A 22,354-nucleotide genomic window follows, 5' to 3' on the forward strand; every position below is an offset into this window, starting at 1 on the left:
CAGATAAAATACTATAAATGCTCATAATTTACACGCACAAAATTACACCAAGAGTTCGATATATATTTAAACATATATTAACCCGTATGTTGCAAGTGCCTATTGATTTTACCACCAAGGTAGAAGAGTTTGTGGCTCATAATGGGCCTAAGTTTTCGTATACAAAGGTAGCTTTAGGAAAAGAATTTTTTATAAAAAGTCACGATTTACTTTTTCAACAAGGAATACGAGATATTGATATTAATGTTCAAAACTGGAAAGGGACGCCCTGTTTTTTTTTGCAAGGAGAAAAGGCAGATATTCCTTTTGATATATTTGCAGCTAGTTTTTATTTAATTACCCGATATGAAGAGTATTTACCGCATATTAAAGATCAACACGAAAGGTTTGAAGCTTCGGAAAGCATTGCGTTTAAAAATGACTTTTTAGAGAAACCTGTTATTGATATCTGGGCGTACCAACTGTTGGGTGAACTCAAACAACGTTTTCCCGAATATGAGTTTAAATCAAGAAGGTACCAGTATATCTCAACGATTGATGTGGACAATGCATTTGCCTATAAGCATAAGAGTTTTGTGAGAACTGTAGGTGGTTTTTTAAAAGACGCCTATCATTTTAAGATTTTTAATATGTGGGATCGATTTGCCATTCGTTTTAGTATCAAGAAAGATCCGTTTGATACTTTCCAAAAAATAATTAATTTTAAAAAGGAACATGATGTACGAACCATTTTGTTTTTTTTGATAGGTGATTATACAACGTTTGATACCAATGTTTCTGCATCAAAAACGAAGTTTAAGTTGCTTATAAAAGATATGGTTGATTATGCTAGAGTAGGACTTCATCCGTCTTATTATACGATGAAGGATTTGGCTTTGTTAAAAAAAGAAAAAGAACGATTAGAAACCATTACCAATCTTCCGATTCGAAGATCACGCCAACATTATTTGCGGTTTTCATTACCTGATACCTATCAAAAATTAATTGATTTGGAAATTGAAGAAGATTATTCAATGGGATATGCGAGTCATGCTGGGTTCCGAGCAAGTACCTGTACCCCTTTTTATTTTTATGATATTGATTTTGAAATCCAAACTCCGCTAAAGATTTTTCCCTTTGCAGTGATGGATACCACATTAAATGATTACATGAAGTTAACACCAAAACAGGCATTAGGTAAAATCAGGGATTTAAAAAATGAAGTTAAAAGTGTACAAGGGGTGTTTATCACTCTTTTTCATAACGAAAGCCTAAGCGGTTATCAACGTTGGAGAGGTTGGAGCAGGTTGTATGGTTCAATGCTAAAAATGGTAAAGTCCTGATGATTTGCTATGTAAAAAGAGCGAACTTGGATGTTGAAAAATACAACGATTGTATAGTAAATGCGCAACAATCAAATATATTTGGCTTTTCATGGTACCTCGATATTGTAGCTGATAATTGGGATGTTTTGGTTTTAAACGACTATGAAGCAGTAATGCCTTTACCTTGGCGAAAAAAGCTATTTGTAAAATATAGTTATCCACCATTTTGGTTAATTCAATTGGGGATTTATTCGAAAGAAATTGAAGATGAAAATGAATTTTTAATTGAACTTTTTGACAGCTTTACTTTTGTTGAATTACGAATGAACGCGCAAAATTCATTTTCCATGTTTGGTGATTTCCAACGAGAAAGAAAAATACAAGTTTTACCATTGACGAAACCTTACGAGGCGATCGTTACGAACTACAATAGAAATAGGAGAAGAGAGCTACAGAAGGCAAGGTCTAACGATTTAACTGAGTGTTGGAATGACAGACCTGAAGTATTCATTCATTTGTTTAAAGAGAATGTAGGGAAAAGGGTAAAGAAAGTTTCCAAGAATGATTATGATAATTTGCTAAGATTAATGGAAGTATGCATAGCCAAAAAGACTGGTGAGCTATTAACTATTTACGATAAAGATAATCAGTTGGTTGCAGGTGGCTTTTTTTTAAAGCATAAGAATAGAGTTACCGAATTGGTCTGTTCTTCTGATTTTAAAAATCGTAAAAATGGAGCCAATACCTTTATGAACGATCGAGCAATTTATAGATTTCAAAGAAGTTTCGATGTTTTTGATTTCGGTGGGTCTTCTATGGAAAATATTGCAAAATATTATCATAGTTTTGGTGGTGTTGATGAGAAATACATTCAATTATACTATAATAACTTACCGAAACTACTAAAACTGTTTAAACGCTAAATTTATGTTGTTGATAAGAATAGAAGAAAGCAATGCAAGAGGCTAATCCGGTAAACCACATTAAACTGGCCGAAGTGATAGCAGCTCCCTTAATTCCGAATTTCGGAATTAAAAAGTAGTTGGAAATAACATTTATACATAAGGCCACAATAGTTATGTAGTAATTGGTTTTCATTTTCCCGATAGATGATAATAGGTTTCCAAAAATCCCTCTAAATATAAGAATACCGCAAACACCTATATTTAAAATGGAGAAGCTAGTTGTGTATTTAGCGAAAGATGTATCGAAAATAATTAAGACATTTTCACTAAAGAAATAGAAAAAACTAACGAAACACACGCTAATCACAGTAAACAAAAGCATATAACTTTTTAGATATTTGTATATATAGTCTTTATCAGAAATGTTTTCAGTAAACGAAACAAAATCAGTGGTCATGAACACTCTCGGTAAGAATAAAATACTGAAAGGAATAAGAGAAATATATCGGTACACGGTTACTTTTTCTGGGTCTTGTAAGATGTTTCCAATTAATAAGATATCAATGGCAAAGAGCAGTATTGTTGCTACATTGGCCAATCCGCCAAAAAAACCATACTTCCAAAATTCTTTATTGATAAAAGAGGGCTTTTGCGATGATCTTACACCGATATTAATTTCATTACGATATAATAATACTGTTACTAATGGCGCACCTATTAAGGCGGCGACATACCCTTTTGCTTGAAAGAAATAGCTTAGAAAACTCACCAAAACAATCAATAGTATATTGTACTTTATTTCAATAAAGGCTACTGTTTTATTTTGATGTTGTAAACGTGCTTTTATCTTGATAATTTCAAAGAGATAAAGAGGAACAAAAATTAAAGAAAAAGCACTTAAATAGAGGCCTGTTTTTGGAAATTTGAAAGGGAATGTAAAACCTATGATAGCCACAATTAAAGAGAGGATTACAGAGGTAATTATGCCTTTTCTTACCACATAGCTAAGCAATATTTTTTTAACATCTTGGCTATTCTTTAAAGCACCGTAACGAATATAACTTTGGTGCAATCCAAATCCGATAAATGGAATAAGGAAGGTTATAATATTCCAAGAAAATAGCACAGTACCTAAACTCGTATTTGGAATGAGTTGTAAGGCGACCCATGACGTTAAGAAAGACAAGCCTCGGCCAATAATGGTTGAGGTAAAAATATAACCACCTGAGCGATTTAAAAATTCTTGTATGTAAGTTTTGATTAAATTCAATATAAGGCATTATTATAGAGTTCACTAAAAACTGAGGCAATACTTTCGTTACTGAAATTTTCATGGGCGAATGCATGCATTTCTTCACCGTTTACAATTGGGTTTTGGTATATATCCAGTAACTTTTCTACGAGTTGATTTTCATTGTTTGGGTCTATTAAAAAACCAAAATTGCTCGGAAAGTACTCCGATATTCCACCCACATTGGTACTTATCACTGGGGTTCCACAGGCAAAACTTTCTAAAATAACACAGGGTAAGTTTTCATAGTTGCTAAACAAAATGAAAACAGTTGCTTGTTGCATATAACCAATGACGTCTTTATGCGGAATATGATCAACAAAAGTAATGTGATCATTAATACTTAAATCACAGGCAAGTACTTTGTACCTTTCAGAAAATTCACCAATTAGAATTAGTTCGAAATCAGCAATTAATTGTCGTAGTTTAACCATTGCTTTTATCATCCCGGAGATGTTTTTATGGGAGTCTAACATGTTTGAAATATGAACAATGGTAAAGGTCGGTGATAATTTCTCAGAAGGTATAAATAGTGATGTGTCAACGACATTTGGAACGTTGTGATAATTACCATGCAACCCTAGTTGTTGCATAGATTGCTGTAAATTAAAGGAAACAGGGCAAGTATAACTGGCTTGTTTCGTGATTAATTTCGATAATTGAATTTCAGTATTAGAAATACTTCTAGCTTGAGGAAGGTGATAACCTGTCCAATGTTCTGAAATGATATAAGGTTTTCTTTTAAACCATTTTAAATATAAGGCAAGAGTTCCAAATGGGAATAATTTATTCAAGTGAACGATGTCAAATGCTCCAACTTTCGATAATAGTTTCTGAAAAGAGACGTAAAATCTTATAATTTTTATAACAGGGTTTGTGCTAGGTTTTACATACGCTATAAAAGTGTTAACACTATGAATTCTCTTACAAGATATTTCGATATTTCTTTTTAATGAAGGATCAGAAATAATGTGTAATACCGTTACGCGGTGTTGTAAAGCGATAGCTTCCGCATGGCGTTGAATGAAATCACCGTTATTAGGTAAAACTCGAGAAGGATACCAGCCACATAAAAAAAGAATGTCAAGTTTTTTTTTAATCAATGTATAAAATAAAAATTTATGCTAAAATAGTTTTTTAAATGATAATTCGGTTTAAATTTGACACATGATGAATATTAAACATCTTTTTTTTGATCTTGATCATACGTTGTGGGATTTTGAAAAAAATTCTGAACTAGCGTTTAGACAAATTTTTCAAGAACAAAAGATAGAACTGGATTTTACGAAATTTATGGAAGTGTACTCTCCGATTAACTTAAATTATTGGAGGCTGTACAGAGACGATAAAATTAGCAAGTCGAGCTTGCGATATAAAAGATTAAAAGATACGTTTGATGTATTGAACTATGAGATTTCAGATGAGTTAATTGATATAATATCGGATGACTATATTGGTTATTTGCCTAACTTTAATAACTTATTTGAAGGAACCATAGAAATTCTTGAATATTTGAGAAAGAAATACGTTTTACATATAATAACAAATGGCTTTGAAGAGGTTCAAAAACTAAAATTACAAAACTCTAATATTTCCAAATATTTTAATATAGTAGTGACCTCTGAGTGTGTTGGTGTAAAAAAACCGAATAGTAAAGTGTTTGAGTACGCATTGTCTGAGGCTAAAGCATTGCCCCAAGAATCAATTATGATTGGAGATAGCTACGAAGCGGATGTTATGGGGGCTTTGAATATTGGAATGCAAGCCATACACTTTACAGAAAAAAACAGCATACATAATGGGGTAGCAAGTGTCAGTTCATTACTAGAACTGAAGCAATATCTATAAAAAATATGCGTTAAAATTATACCCACAAAACTACATAATGAAAAAAGAACAATTGTTTAGAGTACTAATTTGTGCCTTGATTTTACTATCTGTATCATGTGTTAAAAATATTGATTTTAATCAAGCAGATGACTTCGAGTTAACCCCTACTATGGTTGGGGCAATAGCATATAGTGAATTAGATCAAACTTCTTTTGTCAGTGACACTGGAGTTGAGGTTACCACAATTACTGACTATAGTAAAATTGAGTTGTTTGGAAATTCGGTCAATGAACATTTAGAAAAAATTGATATTGATTTTGAAATTACCAACCCATTTAATAGAGAATTTACCTTGGATTTTAGATTTATGGACGGAAATGATGTTGAAACTTACCAGGTATCTCAAATTTCTATTCCTGCAGATATAGAGAAGTATACCTATAAAGAAGAGATAATTGTAGCCGATAATTATGGTATTTTTAATTCAGAGAAATTTGAAATTACCTTAGAGTTACTCCCCAGTATTGATGGGTCTATTATTGATATCAACGAACGCAAGATTTTTAAATTTAAATCGGCAGGAATCTTTTATTTTAGAATAAATTAATGAAAAAGCTAGTTACAACTTTACTATTCCTTTTTGGATTTTCTTTAGTGTTTTTTAGTCAAAATAAGCAAATACTATATGGTTTTGATGAAATACCGCAAACCTTATTATTGAATCCAGGAGCTGAAACAAATTATAAGTACCATGCAGGAATACCTATGTTATCTGGCATGTCTTTACAAGCAGGAATTACAGGGTTTACTGTAGCAGATTTGTTTAGACAAGACGGTGTAGATTTTAATGTGAAGTACAGAAATGTTAGTAATACACTAACAAATAAAGATTATATTCAATTACATACGCAAATAGAAGTTGTAAACGGAGGGTATAGACTTAGTAAAAAAGATTATTTATCGGCTGGTTTTTATGCGGAAGTAGATGTGTTTGCAAGAATACCAAAAGATATTATTAGTTTATTTAACGATGGAAATGAGGCTTATCTTAACCAGAGCTTTTTATTAGGACAAGCTTCGATAAAAGCAGAGGCGATCGGCGTACTGCATGTAGGGATTACGAGAAGGATCAATAAAAAGTTTACTGCAGGAACTAGATTGAAAATTTATTCTGGTGCGGCAAATGTTACTTCAACTAATAATTCTGGTAGCTTTACAACAAGACTCGGAGACGATAATATTTATAGACATTATCTTAATAATGTGAACATGGAAGGGTATAGCTCAGGAATATCAATGGAGGGTGAGGACATCGACCCAGTATCGACATTAATAGATAGAACGCTTTTAGGAGGGAATTTAGGGCTTGGATTTGATCTTGGGTTTACCTATAAGTTAGATCATCAAACAGAAATTACCGCGAGCCTGCTAGATGTAGGTTTTGTGAGGTATTCTAAAGATATTAAAAATGGAAGGATAAAAGGAGATTATGCCTTTTCAGGAATAGAATTTTTGTACGATAGTTCAAATCCGGACTATTGGGAAGATTTAAATAATGATTTTAAAGAAAAGGTTCCTTCTTCGGAAAATGAAGAAGCATACACAGTAATGAGACCTGTTAAATTTAACAGTTCTGTAAAATACAGCTGGGGTAAGTCTAGAAATGAAGAGAATTGCCATGATACATCGTATAATGATTATTTTGATAATGCCGTAGGAGGTCAACTTTTCGCAGTGATGAGACCAACAGGTCCCAAATTTGCCTTAACTGGTTTTTTTGAAAATAGACTATTGGAGCATTTAAAAGCAAAGGTAACCTATACCGTAGATGATTTTTCTTATAGCAATGTGGGGCTTGGTATTTCGGCAAAAGTAGGAAAAGCGAATGTGTATGGTTTGGTAGATAATATATTTAATATTACTGATATTGCAGATGCCAATAATGCGAGTTTCCAGATAGGAGTGAACTTAATTTTTAACTAAATATGAAGAGAATAGTTTTTACATTGTTATTAATTCCTTTTGCCGTATTTTCTCAAAAGAAAATTACTAATTACAAATATGTTATCATCCCAAATAAGTTTGATTTTGTGGCTAAAGAAGATCAATATCAAACGAGCTCATTAACAAAGTTTTTGTTTGAAAAATATGGATTTAACGCTTATTTGGAGAATGAAAAACTTCCTGATGACCTTGAGAATAATAGATGTTTAGCGCTTAAAGGAACTGTGGTAGATGTATCGGGTATGCTAACTACGAAAGGTGTAGTCGAATTGACAGATTGTAATAGTAAGTTGATTTTTCGTTCAAAAATAGGGAAAAGTAAAATTAAAGAGTATAAGAAAGCATATCATCAGGCTATTAGAAATGCGTTTTTGTCAATTCAGCAATTACAGTATACATACCAACCTATTGAAAGTGGAGAGGTCCGAGTATTGCCAACCCTAGTTACAAAGAAGGGGCTAGATACCACTAGTATTACTGCTAATTCTGAAACTATAGATAATAATGCGCTATATGCGCAACCAATAATGAATGGCTTTCAACTCGTGAATACCAAACCAGAAAAAGTGTATCAAATACTTAATTCTGGTGTAAAAAATGTATTTATATTAAATAATAAAAATGGAATTTTATTTAAGCATAATAACGAATGGATTGCTGAGTATTATGAAGGAGAAAAAAAGATCATTAAAAAGCATTCTATTAAGTTCTAAGAACCTATACTCAATCGGGCTTAATAATTGTATTTATCTTTCCAACGTTGCTTTAGAAGCTCTCTAAATTGGTTTTCCCTGGCGTTATTGCCGGGTTCATAGAGTTTAGTATTCTTAATTTCATCAGGTAAAAATTCTTGTTCAATAAAATTTCCTTGGTAATTGTGAGAATATTGATACTCTTTTCCATAATCCAAGTCTTTCATTAATTTAGTAGGAGCATTTCTTAAGGCTAATGGTACAGATAAGTCTCCTGTGGTTCTGACTAATTTTTGAGCTTCTCCAATCGCTGTATACGAAGCATTACTTTTAGCTGAGTTAGCCAAATAAATAGCACATTGGCTTAATATTATTCTTGATTCAGGATTACCAATGATGGAAACTGCTTGAAAAGTATTGTTAGCTAAAATTAAAGCAGTTGGGTTGGCATTGCCGACATCTTCAGAGGCAAGTATTAAAAGCCTTCTAGCAATAAATTTTACATCCTCACCACCTTCAATCATTCTTGCTAACCAATAAACTGCTGCATTGGGGTCGCTGCCTCTTATAGATTTTATAAAAGCAGAAATTATGTCATAGTGCTGCTCCCCTGTTTTGTCGTATTTAACAGTGTTTTGTTGAATTTTTTTTAAAACTAGGGCATTGGTAATTTCAATTTCTTCTTCAGCGTTAACTAACAACTCAAAAATATTTAGCAGTTTTCTAGCATCACCACCAGAAACTTGAAGTAGAGCATCAGTTTCTTTTAAGCTAATAGTTTTAGTTGATATGATCTCATCTTTTTCCATGGCTCTATGTAAAAGAGCAATTAAATCATTTTTGTCAAAAGAATTTAAAATATATACTTGACAACGCGAGAGTAGGGCAGGAATAACTTCAAAACTTGGATTTTCTGTGGTTGCCCCTATAAGTGTTACCCATCCTTTTTCTACTGCTCCTAAAAGCGAATCTTGTTGAGACTTACTGAAACGATGAATCTCGTCTATAAATAAAATGGGATTTTTTTGTGTAAAAAGGCCGCTACCTTTCTTTGCTTTTTCAATGACTTCTCTAACATCTTTAACCCCTGAACTAATAGCGCTCAAGGTATAAAATGGACGTTTTGATTCATTGGCAATAATAGTAGCAAGGGTAGTTTTACCAATACCAGGAGGCCCCCATAAAATTAAAGAAGGAATAATACCTTGTTTAATATGATTGGTTAAAATACCATCTTTTCCAACTAAATGTTGTTGACTGATATAATCGTCAAGTGATTTTGGTCTAATACGTTCTGCTAGAGGCTGCATCATTTTTTTGAAGTCCTAATTGTTAGAAATTCAAATTTACTAATTATTGAGGTACCCAAATGATTTCTGCCATTATTTCAGCAATATATCTTTGGAAATATTTTTGCTATTTTAATAGCATGAATGATAAAAGTCAATTACAACTCTCAGAAAACATATTATTAATTCCATTGGGAATGGTTTTTTCTATTTGGTTAATATATTGGATTGAAATCAAATTCAATCTCAATTTTAATTCCTATGGTGTTTATCCAAGAACATTCAAAGGATTGAGAGGAGTAATTTTTTCACCCTTTATACATAGTAATACTGGCCATTTATTTAACAATTCAATACCGTTGTTTGTATTGACGTCTATATTACTGCTTTTTTACAAAGAGGCAGCTTTTAAGGTGTTTTTGTATGGTGGCGTGATTACTGGACTTTTAACCTGGGTAATTGCGCGAGAATCATATCATATTGGAGCTAGCGGAATTGTATATCTACTTTTTAGCTATACTTTTTTTAGTGGGATTTTAAAAAAACACTATCGATTAATTGCGGTTTCTTTAGTGGTTATTTTCTTGTATGGAAGCATGATTTGGTACGTACTACCAATTAAAGAAGGAATTTCTTGGGAAGGGCATTTATCAGGGTTTATTGTAGGAGTAGTTTTGTCTTTATGGTACAGAGATAAAGGTATTGTAAAGGAAAAATTTGAGTTTTCAAAAACTGAATTTGATGAAATGTTTGATGAACATGGAAATTATAGGCCGCCTGAACTGGAAGAACAAGAGCTAAAGGAAATAAACTATAAATACATGTATCATGAAGAAGAATAAAAGGCTCAGGATAAATTGAGCCTTTTGTTTTATTGGCGTTGCCTAACAGCTTCGTATAGAAAAGCACCGCAAGCGACAGAAACGTTTAAGGATCCAATTTCGCCTAGCAATGGTAATTTAGCTTTATAATCTGAAAGCTTTAAAACCGAGTTACTTACACCTTTATGCTCAGACCCCATAATTATGGCAATAGGCTGATTAAAGTCAATGTCATAAACAGAATCGTCGGTTTTTTCAGTAGCAGAAACTAATTTAATATTAGAAGCTTGCATTTGAAAGATAGCATCTTTGATGTGATCTACTTTACAGATAGGTACTTTAAAGGCAGCACCAGCTGAAGTTTTAATAGTTTCTGCATTAACAGGGGCACTACCGCTTTTTTGGATAATTATACCATTAACTCCAGTACATTCAGCTGTTCTAATTATAGCACCAAAGTTTCTTACATCTGATACTTGATCTAGCAACAAAAACATGGGCGTATTATTGTTTTCTATAGTGCTTTCTAGGAGTGTTTCTAAATCATGAAACTCTATAGGTGAAGTTTTTGCAACAGCACCTTGGTGGTTATTATGTTTTGAAAGTCTTTCAAGTTTTTCAACAGGTACAACGCTTATCGATATTTTATTTTTTTTTATCAATCGTTCTAATTGAAAAAATAATTCACCTCGTAAACCTTTTTGAAGATATATTTTATTGATTGAAGAACCACTTTCAATGGCTTCAATTATTGCTCGTATACCAAAAATTATCGTATTTTCTTCCATGCTGCAAATGTAGTTGAATTTATGATATAAAAAAACCACCTCAACAAGAGGTGGTTTAATATTCAAATAATCTTATATCTTAAAGATTCTGATCACCAATAAATGGATTGTTTTGGATCTCATCTAAAGGTATTTCAAACGTCAAACTTTCGTCGTTATAAGGAATTGGAGTTCCTACAAGAGATAAATGGTTTGAGCCTCTTGTTACAGTAGCTTTATTACGTTTCATTGCTAAGTAACTCTTACCTTCTCCCCATAATTCAATACGAGTTTGTAGGTAAATTTCATCTAACAATGCTTGACCACTTAGGCCATCTATGTAAGAAGCGTCTGGTACTCTATTTTGTACTACGGTTTTTAAACTAGTTCTTGCAGCTCCTTCTGCACCAGCTCTAGCATTTGCTTCAGCATTAAGTAAGTGCATTTCTTCAATACGCATATACACGTAATCAGCAGTGACTGTGGTAGAAACACCACCGATAAAACCAGAAGCATAAAACTTGAATAATGGTTGTAAGTGTCTAGCGTGAGCTGGGTTGTCAAAGAATTGTGCTTTTCTAAAATCATTTGCAGGAATAGCATCAAAAAGAGATTGATCTATTACTTTAAAATCACCTGCCCATGCATAGCTATATGAGAAAGCATCAATTTGACCCCACCAAGAAACTAAACCTAATTCATTAGCTTCAGTAATATCAATACCCCACATCCAACTAGGTGTATTAACGTCTCTAAATCCGTTAGTTACTTGAGTACCTGGTAGAATACTGTGGTTACCAGCATTAATAACTGATTGAGTTAGAGAAGCAACTTCACTATCTCTTCCTCCTTTAGCAGCTAAAACATACGCAAGTATAGCACGAGCTACATCTTGATTAACAGCACTCTTACTATCTCTTTGGAAACCTTCCAATAAAGAAATTGCATCCGTAAGATCATTTTCCATTTGAGTATAAATTTCATCAGCTGTAGACTTTGCTAAATTTGTTGCTATAGGCTCAGTATACAAAGGTAATATAGGCTCTGACCCATTATACTCTTTTTGATAAAATTGTGTTAAATAAAAATATGAGTGAGCTCTCATTGCTTTAGCTTGCCCCATATTATATTTGTTCTCATCGTTGTCTGGAACAGCATCGTTACCACCTAAAGTAGCAATAATATTGTTTGCAGATCTAACAATTCTGTAATAGTATCTCCAAATTTGTCTATTGTCTCCATAAGTAAAATCATTACAAGCCTGTAATTCAGTAATACTCGCACGGTACCATCCATAAGTACTAATACTTAATGCCATATCGCCAGATACCATATCACTAAATACGTCATACGATTTATGACCAAAATCATCGTGACCTGAGGTACCACCACTACCAAATTGAATCATTTGAGCGTACATTCCTTTTACGAAAGCTGCTGGAATCCCTAAATTGGTTTCAGAACCTTGTTCTAGCTGGGAAGCCGTAAGGTATTGCGTAGGCTGACTTTCACCAGACACGCCACTATTGTCTAACAATTCATCACTACAGCTATAGGTAAGACCTAATACAGCGGCAAGGAATGATATTTTTAAAATTTTTTTCATAATATTATAATATAAATATCTTTTAATTAAAATTTAACTCGTACACCAAACGTTATAGTAGTTGCAGGAGCATAAATTCTACGTGCAGAACTACCTGTTTCTGTAACACTAGGATTAAATCCTTTTCTTGCAGTATTTATGTAAAGATTATCTCCAGAAACCCATAAGTTTATTAAATCAATACCTGAATTAGGCATAAAAGTACTTGGAACTGTATATCCTATTCTTGCATTATTAAGCGCAATAAAGTCCGTGCTTGTAATGAAACGAGAAGAAGTATTAGTACCGTTTACTATAGCGTTATCTGATAATACAGGCACATCCGTAACATCACCTGGGTTTTGCCATCTATTAGCAATATCTACATGGAAATTATTACCAGCAGCACCAAAACGGTCACTCATTAATTCGGCATATTGTGCGTCATAAGCATATCCTCCTAAGCTATAAGCAAACTGAGCAGAAAAATCGAAGCTTTTTACCTTACCAGTAAGTCTAAATGCTCCTCTTAAGTCTGGAATGAATGATTTGTTTAAAAATACCTGAGTAGCATCACTATACTCTTTAGTAGTTTGCTTTTTAATGTTAGCATCTGGTACTAGTTGTTGGTATTCATAAAGTGATTGTGACGTGTTTAATTCAATACCATTTTCTTCAACTGAAAAGCTCTCTTCACCTGCATCTAACACACCGTTGTCGTTTCTGTCATCATAATATTGATTCCATGTTGGACTACCATCAGCAGCGTCTACTCCAGCCCATTCTCTCATGTAAAAATCAAACATAGAATGCCCTACAGCGAAGGCATACGTACCATCTTCACTAGATCCAGAATCAATAATTTTATCTACACCTGTTGATGGGTCTAAAGGCATTGATAACATTTCATTTTTTAATACTTCTCCGTTTAAAGATAAGTCTAATTTAAAGTCTTCAGTGTTTACAAGATGACCTGTTACATCAAATTCAAAACCTTGGTTTAAGATTTCTCCATCGTTTATACGAGTAGAAGAAAATCCAGCTGAAGGTCCAACTCTTTGATCAAAGAATAAATTATCAGTGTTTTTTCTATAGAAATCAAAATTAGCGTCTACATATTTACCTACGCTCATTTCTACACCTGCTTGGAACATTCTTGATGATTCCCAAGTTAAGTCAGGATCACCAACCTGTGATTCACTAATAGCTAAACCATCTACATAGTTTGCATCAAATCTGTTGTAACCTCTCCAAGTAGCGATTCCTTCTTGATCACCGGTAACACCCCATGAAGCCTTCGCTTTTAAATAGCTGAATATGCTATTAGCCATGAAATCTTCTTCACTAGCTACCCAAGCAGCACCTATAGATCCAAAAACACCCCACTTATTATTTACAAAACGAGATGAACCATCTGTTCTTAAAGAAGCGGTTAAATAATATTTACTAGCGAAGTTGTAATTAACTTGCGAAAAGTAAGACTCGATAGCAGATCCATCTGAATATCCATCAGCAGGGCTATTTGTAAGTAAATAGTTGCTTAAATTGTAAAGTCCTGGAACTACCACATCTTGTTTAAACTGTCTAGATTGTACAAAACGTCTTTCAAACGTTTCATGTGCAACCAATGCATCAATAGAGTGGTCACCGAAAGTCTTATTATAACGTAATAATTGTAAGAATGTCTTTGACCATCTGATTCTGTCTCTAACACCAATAGTACCGTTACTATTAGCACCAGTACCATACACATGGTTACTTACATCGTTTCTTCTTTCAAAAGCAAACTGCCCTCCAAATTTAGTTTCAAATGTTAAGTTATCTGTTAATTTAAAATCAGCTGAAACGTTACCATTTAAACCATGATTGTCTCTACCGTCAAAATCTAACATTGCTGAACCGATAGGATTTAGTAAGTTAGCGTTTGGACGAGCTCTTATAAATCCATTTAAAGTTCCTGTTGGTGATCCATAGTCAAATTGAGATCCACCATAAATAGGGTCAGGGATTAATTCGCCAGTACCTGGGAACCTTGCATATACTGGATATATTGGAGCCATTTTGTCAGCGAATTCAAAAACGTTTTCTGAACCTTCAATCTGACCATTATTCGTGCTTTCAGAATAAGAATACCCCATGCTAACTCCAACGTTTAACCAATCTTTAACTTCAGAGTTTAAATTAAGTCTTGTAGTATATCTTTTATAATCTGAATTAATAGAGTATCCATTGTCTTCAAGGTATCCCATAGAGAAGAAATACTTAGATTTAGCTGAACCTCCACTTATACGTAAATTCGATTCTGTTCTGATACCAGTACCAAATGCTAAATCAGCATATCTTTCTGGAGTGAACAATCTCTGAACTCCTGGTCTTACCGAGCGAGTTGCTGGGTCAATTAAAGCAGATGCGTCAGCCACATCCCACATGTTGTACCCATTACCAATACCGTTGTCTCCTAATAATGTAGAATTAGCGAAGTCTACAGGGTCTGCAGCACCAGTTATTACACCTCTGTTGAATAACCCTTCCCAAACATAACCAATATACTCCTCTGGAGATGTAATGGTTTCGTATCTAGGAATTACTTGCGAGTTGATTCCTGTTTTAACATCTACTTCAATATTGGCTTTTTCGTTAGAAGTACCTCTTTTAGTAGTAATTAAAACAACACCATTTGCACCTCTCGATCCATAAATTGCCGTTGCAGTAGCATCTTTTAATACAGTAGTACTTTTAATATCAGCTGGATTTACTGAGTTTAAGTCAAAATTACCAGCAAAAGGAATACCGTCAATTACATATAATGGACTACGGTTTCCTAATGGAGAACCATACCCTCTAATACGTACAGTACCGATACTACCTGGTTGCCCAGAAGTGTTGATTACCGTTACCCCTGCAATTTCACCCGCTAAGGCTTGTGAAACATTTGAAAATGATTTAGCTTCAAGATTTTCCGTTTTAACGGTTGACGCTGTACCAGCAAAAGCCTTTTTTGTCGTTGTTCCATATCCAACAACTACAACTTCTTCAAGTAGGTTATCGTTTTTCATTACAACGTTAATTTGGTTTGAAGACCCAACTGTTCTTTGAGCAGATTCCATCCCTACAAAGCTAAATACAAGAATGTCTCCTGTTTTTGCTTTTAAAGAATAATTTCCGTCAAAGTCGGTCTCTGTACCTTGTGTGGTACCTTTTTTCAAAACTGTAACCCCAGGTAACGGTCCTGACTCGTCAGAGACAGTACCTGAAATTGTTTTGTCTTGCGCAAATGAAATTTGCACAACCAACGCTAATAAAAGCGTTAGAATTCCATTAAACTTTGTTCTCATTATATAATTATTTGAATTAATTAGGCGCTAAAATCTTAAATAAATCTTAAAGAAACAATTTTTTAGCAAAAAATTCTTAGAAATTAACTTAATTAAAAGGAGTATTGATGATTATTTTGTGAAAAACAAAATAAATTAACTTTATATAAAGGTTTGTTGCGGATGATGTATTTTGCTGTTAATAAGGTGGTTAGCGTTGGTTTTCCGTGGGAGTTTTAAGGTTTTTTTTAAAAAACACGTTAAAATTCTATAATTTAGAAGGAAATATGTTGGTAAGCACCTAAGTCTATAGATGGAGATCTCGTTACTCCTAAAATATCAAAAGTAACAGGAGTTGCTATACCTTGGTTAATAGCCTGACTGGAATTACCAATTATGAATTCATTTTCTAAAGTGTTTTTAAATGACGGGTCTCCATTTAAGATAATATTTTGGTAGTGTGATAGGTCGCTGAAATCCAGTTCCGAAACGTCTGAAAAATCATTGTTGATATCATCAAATTGTATCATAGAGTTTGTTAGTTGATAGTTAAATTCGGTTCCGTTGATTTTGTCAACGATGAATTCTATATTGTTGTACCCGTCTATAATACAGTTTTTTAGAGTTGCTTCTAACAGGTCTCTAGTTATGGTGATTTGTTGTCCGTTACTATCATTATATGTCATGTGATTGTTTATAATAACTGCAGGAAGTTGACGGGTGCTATTGTTCCAGAAATTAGTAAAAGTACCGTGTATGAAGTTATAAGTACCGCCAAATGTACAGGCCAAAGAAGATTGCCCTGAATTACCAATAACTAAATTTTCACCTGAGATATTCGTATTTCTTCCTAATATACCATAACTTGAATTGTTATAAATTTCTGAATTTTTTATTGTTAATGTAGGTGTGCTGTTCGAACCTATGCTGTCAGCTAAAATGCCTACAATTCCGTTTTTAATTAAAGAATAGTTGAGTTCATTGTCTTTACTTCCTGCTCTCATCCATATAGTACCCCATTGTCCGGGAACATTGTTAAAAGCTTGTTCAAGCCTGTCTCCTTGAAAAATAATCTTATTTTCCAATGTGCCATTGGCTTTTAGCGTAGCTCTTTTATCTACGATTATACCAGAGTTTCTGTGGAAATGTATTTGTGTACCAGCTTCAATAACTAAGGTTTTGTCTGAAGGTACCGCTGCGTAACCATAAATTAGATAAGGTTTTTCATTGGTAAAAGTGAGCTCGCTATCCGTTAGGAAACGACCTTTTATAAAGGTAGGGTTTCCGTCTAGTGTTAAACTATCAATTTTCATGGTAACGGGGTCTTGACCGGGAAATATGAAATTAGCGTCTTGTACTAGGGTGACTAGATTCACATGTTGTTCCTTATTGCCGTTATCAAATAAAATTTTGTCGGTATATAGTGGATCTGTCACGGAGTTAAAATCAATAGTAGTTTCAACAAAAACATAGATGCTGTCATTGGCTAAAATATCAATATTTTTAAAATCTTTTCCTGGAATACCGTCTACGTTCAAACGATAATTAGAAGAGATACCGTTTTCTAATTTAATTTCAGGAATACTTATTGCTTTATTACTTTTATTGTATACTTTTAAGTTGTAGGTAGCTGACCCTATATTGCTAAAAATAGTATCTAAGAAAACAGTGTCTTTTGAGAACTCTAAGTTTCCAAAGCTTGGAATAGTATCAAAGTCTTTTCTGCAAGAGCTAATGAATATAGCCAAGATAACAAGTGTAAGTGAAAAAGTACACCTCATAAGATATAGGGTTATGAAATTAATAATTTGGTCAAATTAACAATATAACTTTGAATATCTAGGATTATTGTTTGATTAACTCGATTTCAAATAATTTTCCCCAATGTTTTCCTGTAACAAACAAACGATTGTTTGCTGCGTCGTATGCAATTCCATTTAAAACATCGTCGGTATCTAGCTTTTGTTCTTTAAGAATCATTTTTCTTAAATTACTTAAATTAACAAGACCTTCAACAGCACCTGTGCCTGGGTTAATTATTGCGATGGTTGACTTTATAGTTCTTCCTGTTTTCCAATAATTAGAGTAGATTTTACCATTGATATATTCAATTTCATTTAGCTTGTCTAAGGCCCTATCATGGGTGTAAATTTGAATGTTTCTTTTTTCTTGTTGGTTATCAGGGTTTAAGAACCATATTTTATTGGTGCCATCGGATTTAATTAATTCAGAATCGTTATGAGTTAATCCCCAACCTTCATTACTATTGTTGTAAGCAAATTCTCCAATTTTTTCGAAAGTATCTAAATTGTAGATAAAACCTTTACGTGCTTGCCAAGTTAACCAGTATATTTTATTGTCAAAAATGGTCATCCCTTCCCCGAAATACATATCATTTAAATCTATTTTCTGCAACACTTCACCAGTACTGATGTTCACTTTTCTTAAAGAAGATTTTCCTTTCTTTCCCGTAGTTTCGTATAAAAAGCCATTATGGAATTCCAATCCTTGGGTGTAGGCATTTTTATCATGAGGGTAGCTGTTGATTATTTTGTAATTGTAAAAAACAGGAGCATTATTTGCGAAAACTTCAATGGAGTTTTTTAATTTCTTTGATTTGTTAGGGTAAAATGCAATAGCGGTAACAGCGTGCTTACCAACCCCAAAATCGCTTGTGTTTATGGCAATACTTGTTTCTTCCTTGTTAACACGTTTATTATTTACGTATAAGTGAACTGAATCTATGATACCTCCTTTTAATTGCTCAAACTTAATAGCTGCTTTTTTACCAAGTGTTGTTCTTTTGGTAGTTTCGAGCTTAAATTTGTAATTTGTTTCACTACAAGAGCTTAAGGCGGTTATGGCTAAAAATAGTAAGGTAACGTGTTTATAAATGCGCATGTTTTTGAGTTTGAATTCAAATTTATTTATTTGTGCTACAAATTAAAACAATTTATTTGTTTGCAAATTAAAAAAAAGGGTTAAATTTGCACCCTCAAATAGCCATTGCAGGTTTTTGATTTGTACTGAAGCGTTTAAAACCTTACCAATTTTAAACAAATTCATATAAAATTTAAAGTAATTACAAGATGAAAAAAGGTATACACCCAGAAAATTATAGAATGGTTGCATTTAAAGATATGTCAAATGGAGATGTATTTTTAACGCGTTCAACTGCCAATACGAAAGAATCTTTAGAGGTAGAAGGAGTTGAATATCCATTAGTAAAGTTAGAAATTTCAAGAACCTCTCACCCGTTTTATACTGGTAAGTCTAAGTTAGTAGATACTGCTGGACGTATTGATAAGTTCAAAAACAAATATTCGAAATTTAAAAAGTAATTTCGTACTACAAAACATAAAAAAAGCTCTGATGAACCATCAGAGCTTTTTTTATGTTAGAAATCTTGTATTTTAGCCTACAAAAACAGATTAAAGATGAGAGATACTATTTTGGCAATGGTCATTGTTGCGAATGTATTGTGTGGTTTGTTAGTTTATTTTATGCCTGCTAGAGGGAATTATATTTTATTATCGATTAGTTCAGTTTTTACCTTGGTAGCCTTATATGATGCTTTTATACAAAAAAAACATTCTTTAATGAGAGCCTTTCCTATTGTGGCAAGATTACGATGGATATTTGAGGAAGAACGAGAAAAAATTCAACAGTATTTTATAGAAGATGATTTGAATGGAACACCCATAAATCGAGAAAAGAGAAGTATTGTTTACCAACGTGCGAAATTAGAAATTGAAACAGTTCCTTTTGGAACTCAACATAATGTATATAAAAAAGGCTATGAATTCGTTAAACATTCCTTATTCCCTAAAGATCATCATCATGTTAATGGAGAGAGAATATTGATAGGTTCTGATAAATGTAGTCAGAAGTACAATGCCTCAATAATTAATATTTCAGCAATGTCGTTTGGATCTTTGAGTAAAAATGCAATTATGGCGTTAAACCAGGGGGCAAAAATGGGAGGATTTGCTCATAATACTGGAGAGGGTGGGATTTCACCGTATCATTTACAAGGAGGTGATTTAATATTCCAAGTAGGAACAGGATATTTTGGAGCCGGGAAAACAGTGGATGGCGTACGAGTGTTTGATGAAGAAATTTTTAAAAAGAATGCCATTCGTCCAGAAGTAAAAATGATTGAAATTAAGTTTTCACAAGGTGCGAAACCTGGTCATGGAGGCATACTTCCGGCTAAAAAGAATACCAAAGAAATTGCGGATATACGTGCCATAGAAGCGTTTACAAGAGTTGATTCGCCACCAAGTCATTCATCGTTTTCAAATTTTGAAGAGATGATAGAGTTTATACAAAAGGTACGAGAATTAAGTGGAGGAAAACCAGTTGGGATTAAATTTTGTGTGGGTGATAATGATGAAATTGAAGAGATGATACAAGCATTTAATAAAGCAAATAACTATCCTGATTTTATATCCGTTGATGGAGGGGAGGGAGGTACTGGTTCGGCACCTTTAGAGTTTTCCAATTATGTAGGTACTCCTTTACTAGAAGGGCTGTCATTTGTTTTTAAAACATTGATTAAATATGAATTAAAAGATCAAATTAAAATTATAGCTAGCGGTAAAGCAATAGACGCTTTTGACGTTGTAAAATATCTAGCCTTAGGGGCTGATGTTATTGGTATGGCACGGAGTTTTATGTTAAGTTTAGGATGTATTCAGGCTCGTGAATGTAATTTAGATACATGCCCAGTTGGGGTTGCTACACAAAACGAAGATTTAGTTGAAGCTCTTGTTGTGGAAGATAAAAATATACGAGTGCAAAATTATCATGATAAAACTATTGATGCCTTAAAAGAAGTCGTTGCTGCGATGGGAGTTGAATCAATACATAGTTTAGTACCAAAGCATATTTTTAGAAGAGATAAAGATGGAGGGATTACAACTTTAGAAGAGATTTATTTTAAATAAAAAAATCAAGAAGTTATTATAAACTGTAGCGGAGGTTACATATTTAGCGTTATACGTGAAAAATTATGTTAAAGAGACTTCGGTAAACTCTTTGATAAAACAATAAAAATAATAGAATAATTTGGGAGTATTAAATGTATATGATCGGGAGTATGAGTTAGAACGTTATCCAAATACTGCTGATAAGTCATTAAGAGCTTGGAGTAATGCTGAGTTGTTAGTGTTAAATCATGTAGAAGTTTATCATGGAAAAAAAGTACACGTTTTTAATGATCGCTTTGGTGTATGGAATTGTGCTTTACACAACCGAGAGCTAACTACAATATGGACCTATGCTAGCCAAAAAAAAGCGATAGCACAAAACTTGGGTTTGAATGGTATAAATACTAAAATTCAATATAGAACGCCTTTGCAAGATTTAGAGCAGATAGAGTTAGCTTTAATGAAAATACCTAAGTCTTTAGAATTGTTTGAATTGTTTCTTCACCAAATACATAAAGCATCTACTGATAGAACAGTGGTTGTTTGTGGGTTTATGACGAAATATTTCTCTGATTCTTTTTTGAAAATAGCAGAACGTTATTTTAATATAGTAAGTCAGTCTAAAGCATGGAAAAAAGCTAGGCTATTAATATTAGAACAACCCAAATTAGTGATTCAAGAAAAAGAACTTATTAATACAATTGAATTTAAACATACAGTTTATAGGCAATATTATGGTGTTTTTTCCTCTGGTCATATTGATATTGGAACACAATTTTTTTTAGAACACCTAACTATACAATCTACTGAGTTGAATATTATGGATTTAGCAAGTGGTAATGGGGTAATTGCCAGTACGGTTGTTGAACGAAATCCAAATGTTAAAGTTACGTTAGTAGATGATTTTAACTTGGCTATTGCATCATCTGAACTAAATTTAGCTGGAAAAAATGCAACCTATTTATGTATAGATACGTTGGCTCATTTAGAAAAAGGTTCATTTGATTTGGTAGTTTCCAACCCACCATTTCATTTTGAACATGAAAACAATATAGAAGTGAGTTTAAGCTTATTTAAAGGAGTAGCGGATTGTTTAAAAGCTTCAGGGCGTTTTGTATTGGTAGCTAACAAACACCTCAATTATAAAACTCACTTAACTACCTTGTTTAAACAGGTGATTATACTAGCCGAAAACAAGAAGTTTGTGGTGTACGAATGTTTTAAAAATATGGAAGTAAGAAGTAGCTAACCGTTATGTTATAGGTTTGCTATATCCTCACTTCTTATCTGTTGTCATGATATGGGAGGTAAGAATTAAGCATGGTATTTAAAACGCGAATCATGCAATATAAAATCTATTACTAGATGAAACCACGGTAAAATCAACTACTTCGTTGTGCTTTTAAGTTTAACAATAACTGCGCTATGCTTAAATTTAGAAAGTAGTTGATTTTATAGTGCTTATACCATTTGCCATTTGAATTTACCGTAATAGAACGTCCTTTTTTACTTTCTATTTCAATATAAATCATAGCTACTGTTATTGTTGGTTTTTCTATCTTATATAAAGAAAAAAACACTCATTTTATTTTACAGTAAATTCAAATAATAATCGGTATTA

The 22,354-nt window shown here is 33.1% G+C and carries 19 protein-coding genes; 10 read left to right on the plus strand and 9 right to left on the minus strand.

Annotated elements, in window-relative coordinates; translation table 11 throughout:
- Positions 1-17 precede the first annotated feature (17 nt).
- Both AC2TDS_RS17315 and AC2TDS_RS17320 read left to right on the plus strand, forming a co-directional pair.
- Positions 18-1,322, plus strand: a complete 1,305-nt coding sequence (locus AC2TDS_RS17315; protein WP_484736827.1) for a polysaccharide deacetylase family protein — start codon at positions 18-20, stop codon at positions 1,320-1,322.
- Positions 1,322-2,227 (plus strand): GNAT family N-acetyltransferase, encoded by a 906-nt coding sequence (locus AC2TDS_RS17320; protein WP_484736828.1) that lies wholly within the window; start codon positions 1,322-1,324, stop codon positions 2,225-2,227. The genes AC2TDS_RS17315 and AC2TDS_RS17320 overlap by 1 nt, the downstream gene beginning before the upstream one ends.
- On the opposite strand, the gene AC2TDS_RS17325 is transcribed toward AC2TDS_RS17320, so the two are convergent.
- A complete protein-coding gene (locus AC2TDS_RS17325; protein ID WP_484736829.1) occupies positions 2,217-3,479 on the minus strand; it encodes an MATE family efflux transporter in 1,263 nt (420 codons plus the stop codon). The two genes, AC2TDS_RS17320 and AC2TDS_RS17325, sit on opposite strands and share 11 nt — an antisense overlap.
- Complete coding sequence (locus tag AC2TDS_RS17330; RefSeq protein WP_484736830.1) at positions 3,476-4,603, minus strand: glycosyltransferase family 4 protein; 1,128 nt, start codon at positions 4,601-4,603, stop codon at positions 3,476-3,478. The genes AC2TDS_RS17325 and AC2TDS_RS17330 overlap by 4 nt, the downstream gene beginning before the upstream one ends.
- 64 nt (positions 4,604-4,667) lie before the next feature.
- Here AC2TDS_RS17330 and AC2TDS_RS17335 point away from each other — a divergent pair, with 64 nt between their 5' ends.
- Genes AC2TDS_RS17335 through AC2TDS_RS17350 form a run of 4 tightly spaced genes read left to right on the plus strand, consistent with a single transcriptional unit; the run spans position 4,668 to position 8,047 of the window.
- Positions 4,668-5,348, plus strand: coding sequence for a YjjG family noncanonical pyrimidine nucleotidase (locus tag AC2TDS_RS17335; RefSeq protein WP_484736831.1), 681 nt, complete (start codon positions 4,668-4,670; stop codon positions 5,346-5,348).
- 37 nt (positions 5,349-5,385) lie between these two features.
- Positions 5,386-5,937 (plus strand): hypothetical protein, encoded by a 552-nt coding sequence (locus AC2TDS_RS17340; protein ID WP_484736832.1) that lies wholly within the window; start codon positions 5,386-5,388, stop codon positions 5,935-5,937.
- Positions 5,937-7,313: a DUF5723 family protein gene (locus AC2TDS_RS17345; protein WP_484736833.1), complete on the plus strand. Its 1,377-nt coding sequence runs from the start codon at positions 5,937-5,939 to the stop codon at positions 7,311-7,313. Before AC2TDS_RS17340 ends, AC2TDS_RS17345 begins: the two co-directional genes overlap by 1 nt.
- 2 nt (positions 7,314-7,315) lie before the next feature.
- Complete coding sequence (locus tag AC2TDS_RS17350; RefSeq protein WP_484736834.1) at positions 7,316-8,047, plus strand: hypothetical protein; 732 nt, start codon at positions 7,316-7,318, stop codon at positions 8,045-8,047.
- A gap of 20 nt (positions 8,048-8,067) precedes the next feature.
- On the opposite strand, the gene AC2TDS_RS17355 is transcribed toward AC2TDS_RS17350, so the two are convergent.
- Positions 8,068-9,339, minus strand: a complete 1,272-nt coding sequence (locus tag AC2TDS_RS17355) for a replication-associated recombination protein A (RefSeq protein ID WP_484736835.1) — start codon at positions 9,337-9,339, stop codon at positions 8,068-8,070.
- A 116-nt stretch (positions 9,340-9,455) separates the two neighbouring features.
- Here AC2TDS_RS17355 and AC2TDS_RS17360 point away from each other — a divergent pair, with 116 nt between their 5' ends.
- Positions 9,456-10,157: a rhomboid family intramembrane serine protease gene (locus tag AC2TDS_RS17360; protein WP_484736836.1), complete on the plus strand. Its 702-nt coding sequence runs from the start codon at positions 9,456-9,458 to the stop codon at positions 10,155-10,157.
- 29 nt (positions 10,158-10,186) lie between these two features.
- Here AC2TDS_RS17360 and rlmB read toward each other — a convergent pair whose 3' ends face one another.
- The 5 genes from rlmB to AC2TDS_RS17385 form a co-directional block, all read right to left on the minus strand.
- Entirely contained in the window at positions 10,187-10,924 is a 738-nt protein-coding gene (rlmB, locus tag AC2TDS_RS17365) for a 23S rRNA (guanosine(2251)-2'-O)-methyltransferase RlmB (RefSeq protein WP_484736837.1), read from the minus strand.
- A gap of 79 nt (positions 10,925-11,003) precedes the next feature.
- Complete coding sequence (locus AC2TDS_RS17370) at positions 11,004-12,509, minus strand: RagB/SusD family nutrient uptake outer membrane protein (RefSeq protein WP_484736838.1); 1,506 nt, start codon at positions 12,507-12,509, stop codon at positions 11,004-11,006.
- 26 nt (positions 12,510-12,535) lie between these two features.
- Complete coding sequence (locus AC2TDS_RS17375) at positions 12,536-15,823, minus strand: SusC/RagA family TonB-linked outer membrane protein (RefSeq protein WP_484736839.1); 3,288 nt, start codon at positions 15,821-15,823, stop codon at positions 12,536-12,538.
- Between the two features lie 254 nt (positions 15,824-16,077).
- Entirely contained in the window at positions 16,078-17,583 is a 1,506-nt protein-coding gene (locus AC2TDS_RS17380; RefSeq protein WP_484736840.1) for a beta-helix domain-containing protein, read from the minus strand.
- Between the two features lie 64 nt (positions 17,584-17,647).
- Positions 17,648-18,703 carry a glutaminyl-peptide cyclotransferase gene (locus AC2TDS_RS17385; protein ID WP_484736841.1) on the minus strand — a complete coding sequence of 352 codons (1,056 nt, stop codon included), beginning with the start codon at positions 18,701-18,703 and terminating at the stop codon, positions 17,648-17,650.
- Positions 18,704-18,891: 188 nt separating this feature from the next.
- Between AC2TDS_RS17385 and AC2TDS_RS17390 the strand changes: the two genes are divergently transcribed.
- The 3 genes from AC2TDS_RS17390 to AC2TDS_RS17400 all read left to right on the plus strand — a co-directional run bounded on the left by AC2TDS_RS17390 (position 18,892) and on the right by AC2TDS_RS17400 (position 21,982).
- Entirely contained in the window at positions 18,892-19,143 is a 252-nt protein-coding gene (locus tag AC2TDS_RS17390) for a type B 50S ribosomal protein L31 (protein WP_484736842.1), read from the plus strand.
- A gap of 96 nt (positions 19,144-19,239) precedes the next feature.
- The gene (locus AC2TDS_RS17395; protein ID WP_484736843.1) at positions 19,240-20,751 is read left to right on the plus strand and encodes an FMN-binding glutamate synthase family protein; all 1,512 of its coding nucleotides are present in this window, start codon (positions 19,240-19,242) and stop codon (positions 20,749-20,751) included.
- 121 nt (positions 20,752-20,872) lie between these two features.
- Positions 20,873-21,982 (plus strand): class I SAM-dependent methyltransferase, encoded by a 1,110-nt coding sequence (locus tag AC2TDS_RS17400; RefSeq protein WP_484736844.1) that lies wholly within the window; start codon positions 20,873-20,875, stop codon positions 21,980-21,982.
- Positions 21,983-22,115: 133 nt separating this feature from the next.
- Here AC2TDS_RS17400 and AC2TDS_RS17405 read toward each other — a convergent pair whose 3' ends face one another.
- Positions 22,116-22,313 (minus strand): hypothetical protein, encoded by a 198-nt coding sequence (locus tag AC2TDS_RS17405; protein ID WP_484736845.1) that lies wholly within the window; start codon positions 22,311-22,313, stop codon positions 22,116-22,118.
- Between the last annotated feature and the right edge of the window lie 41 nt (positions 22,314-22,354).

It is taken from the genome of Tenacibaculum profundicola, from assembly GCF_057220795.1.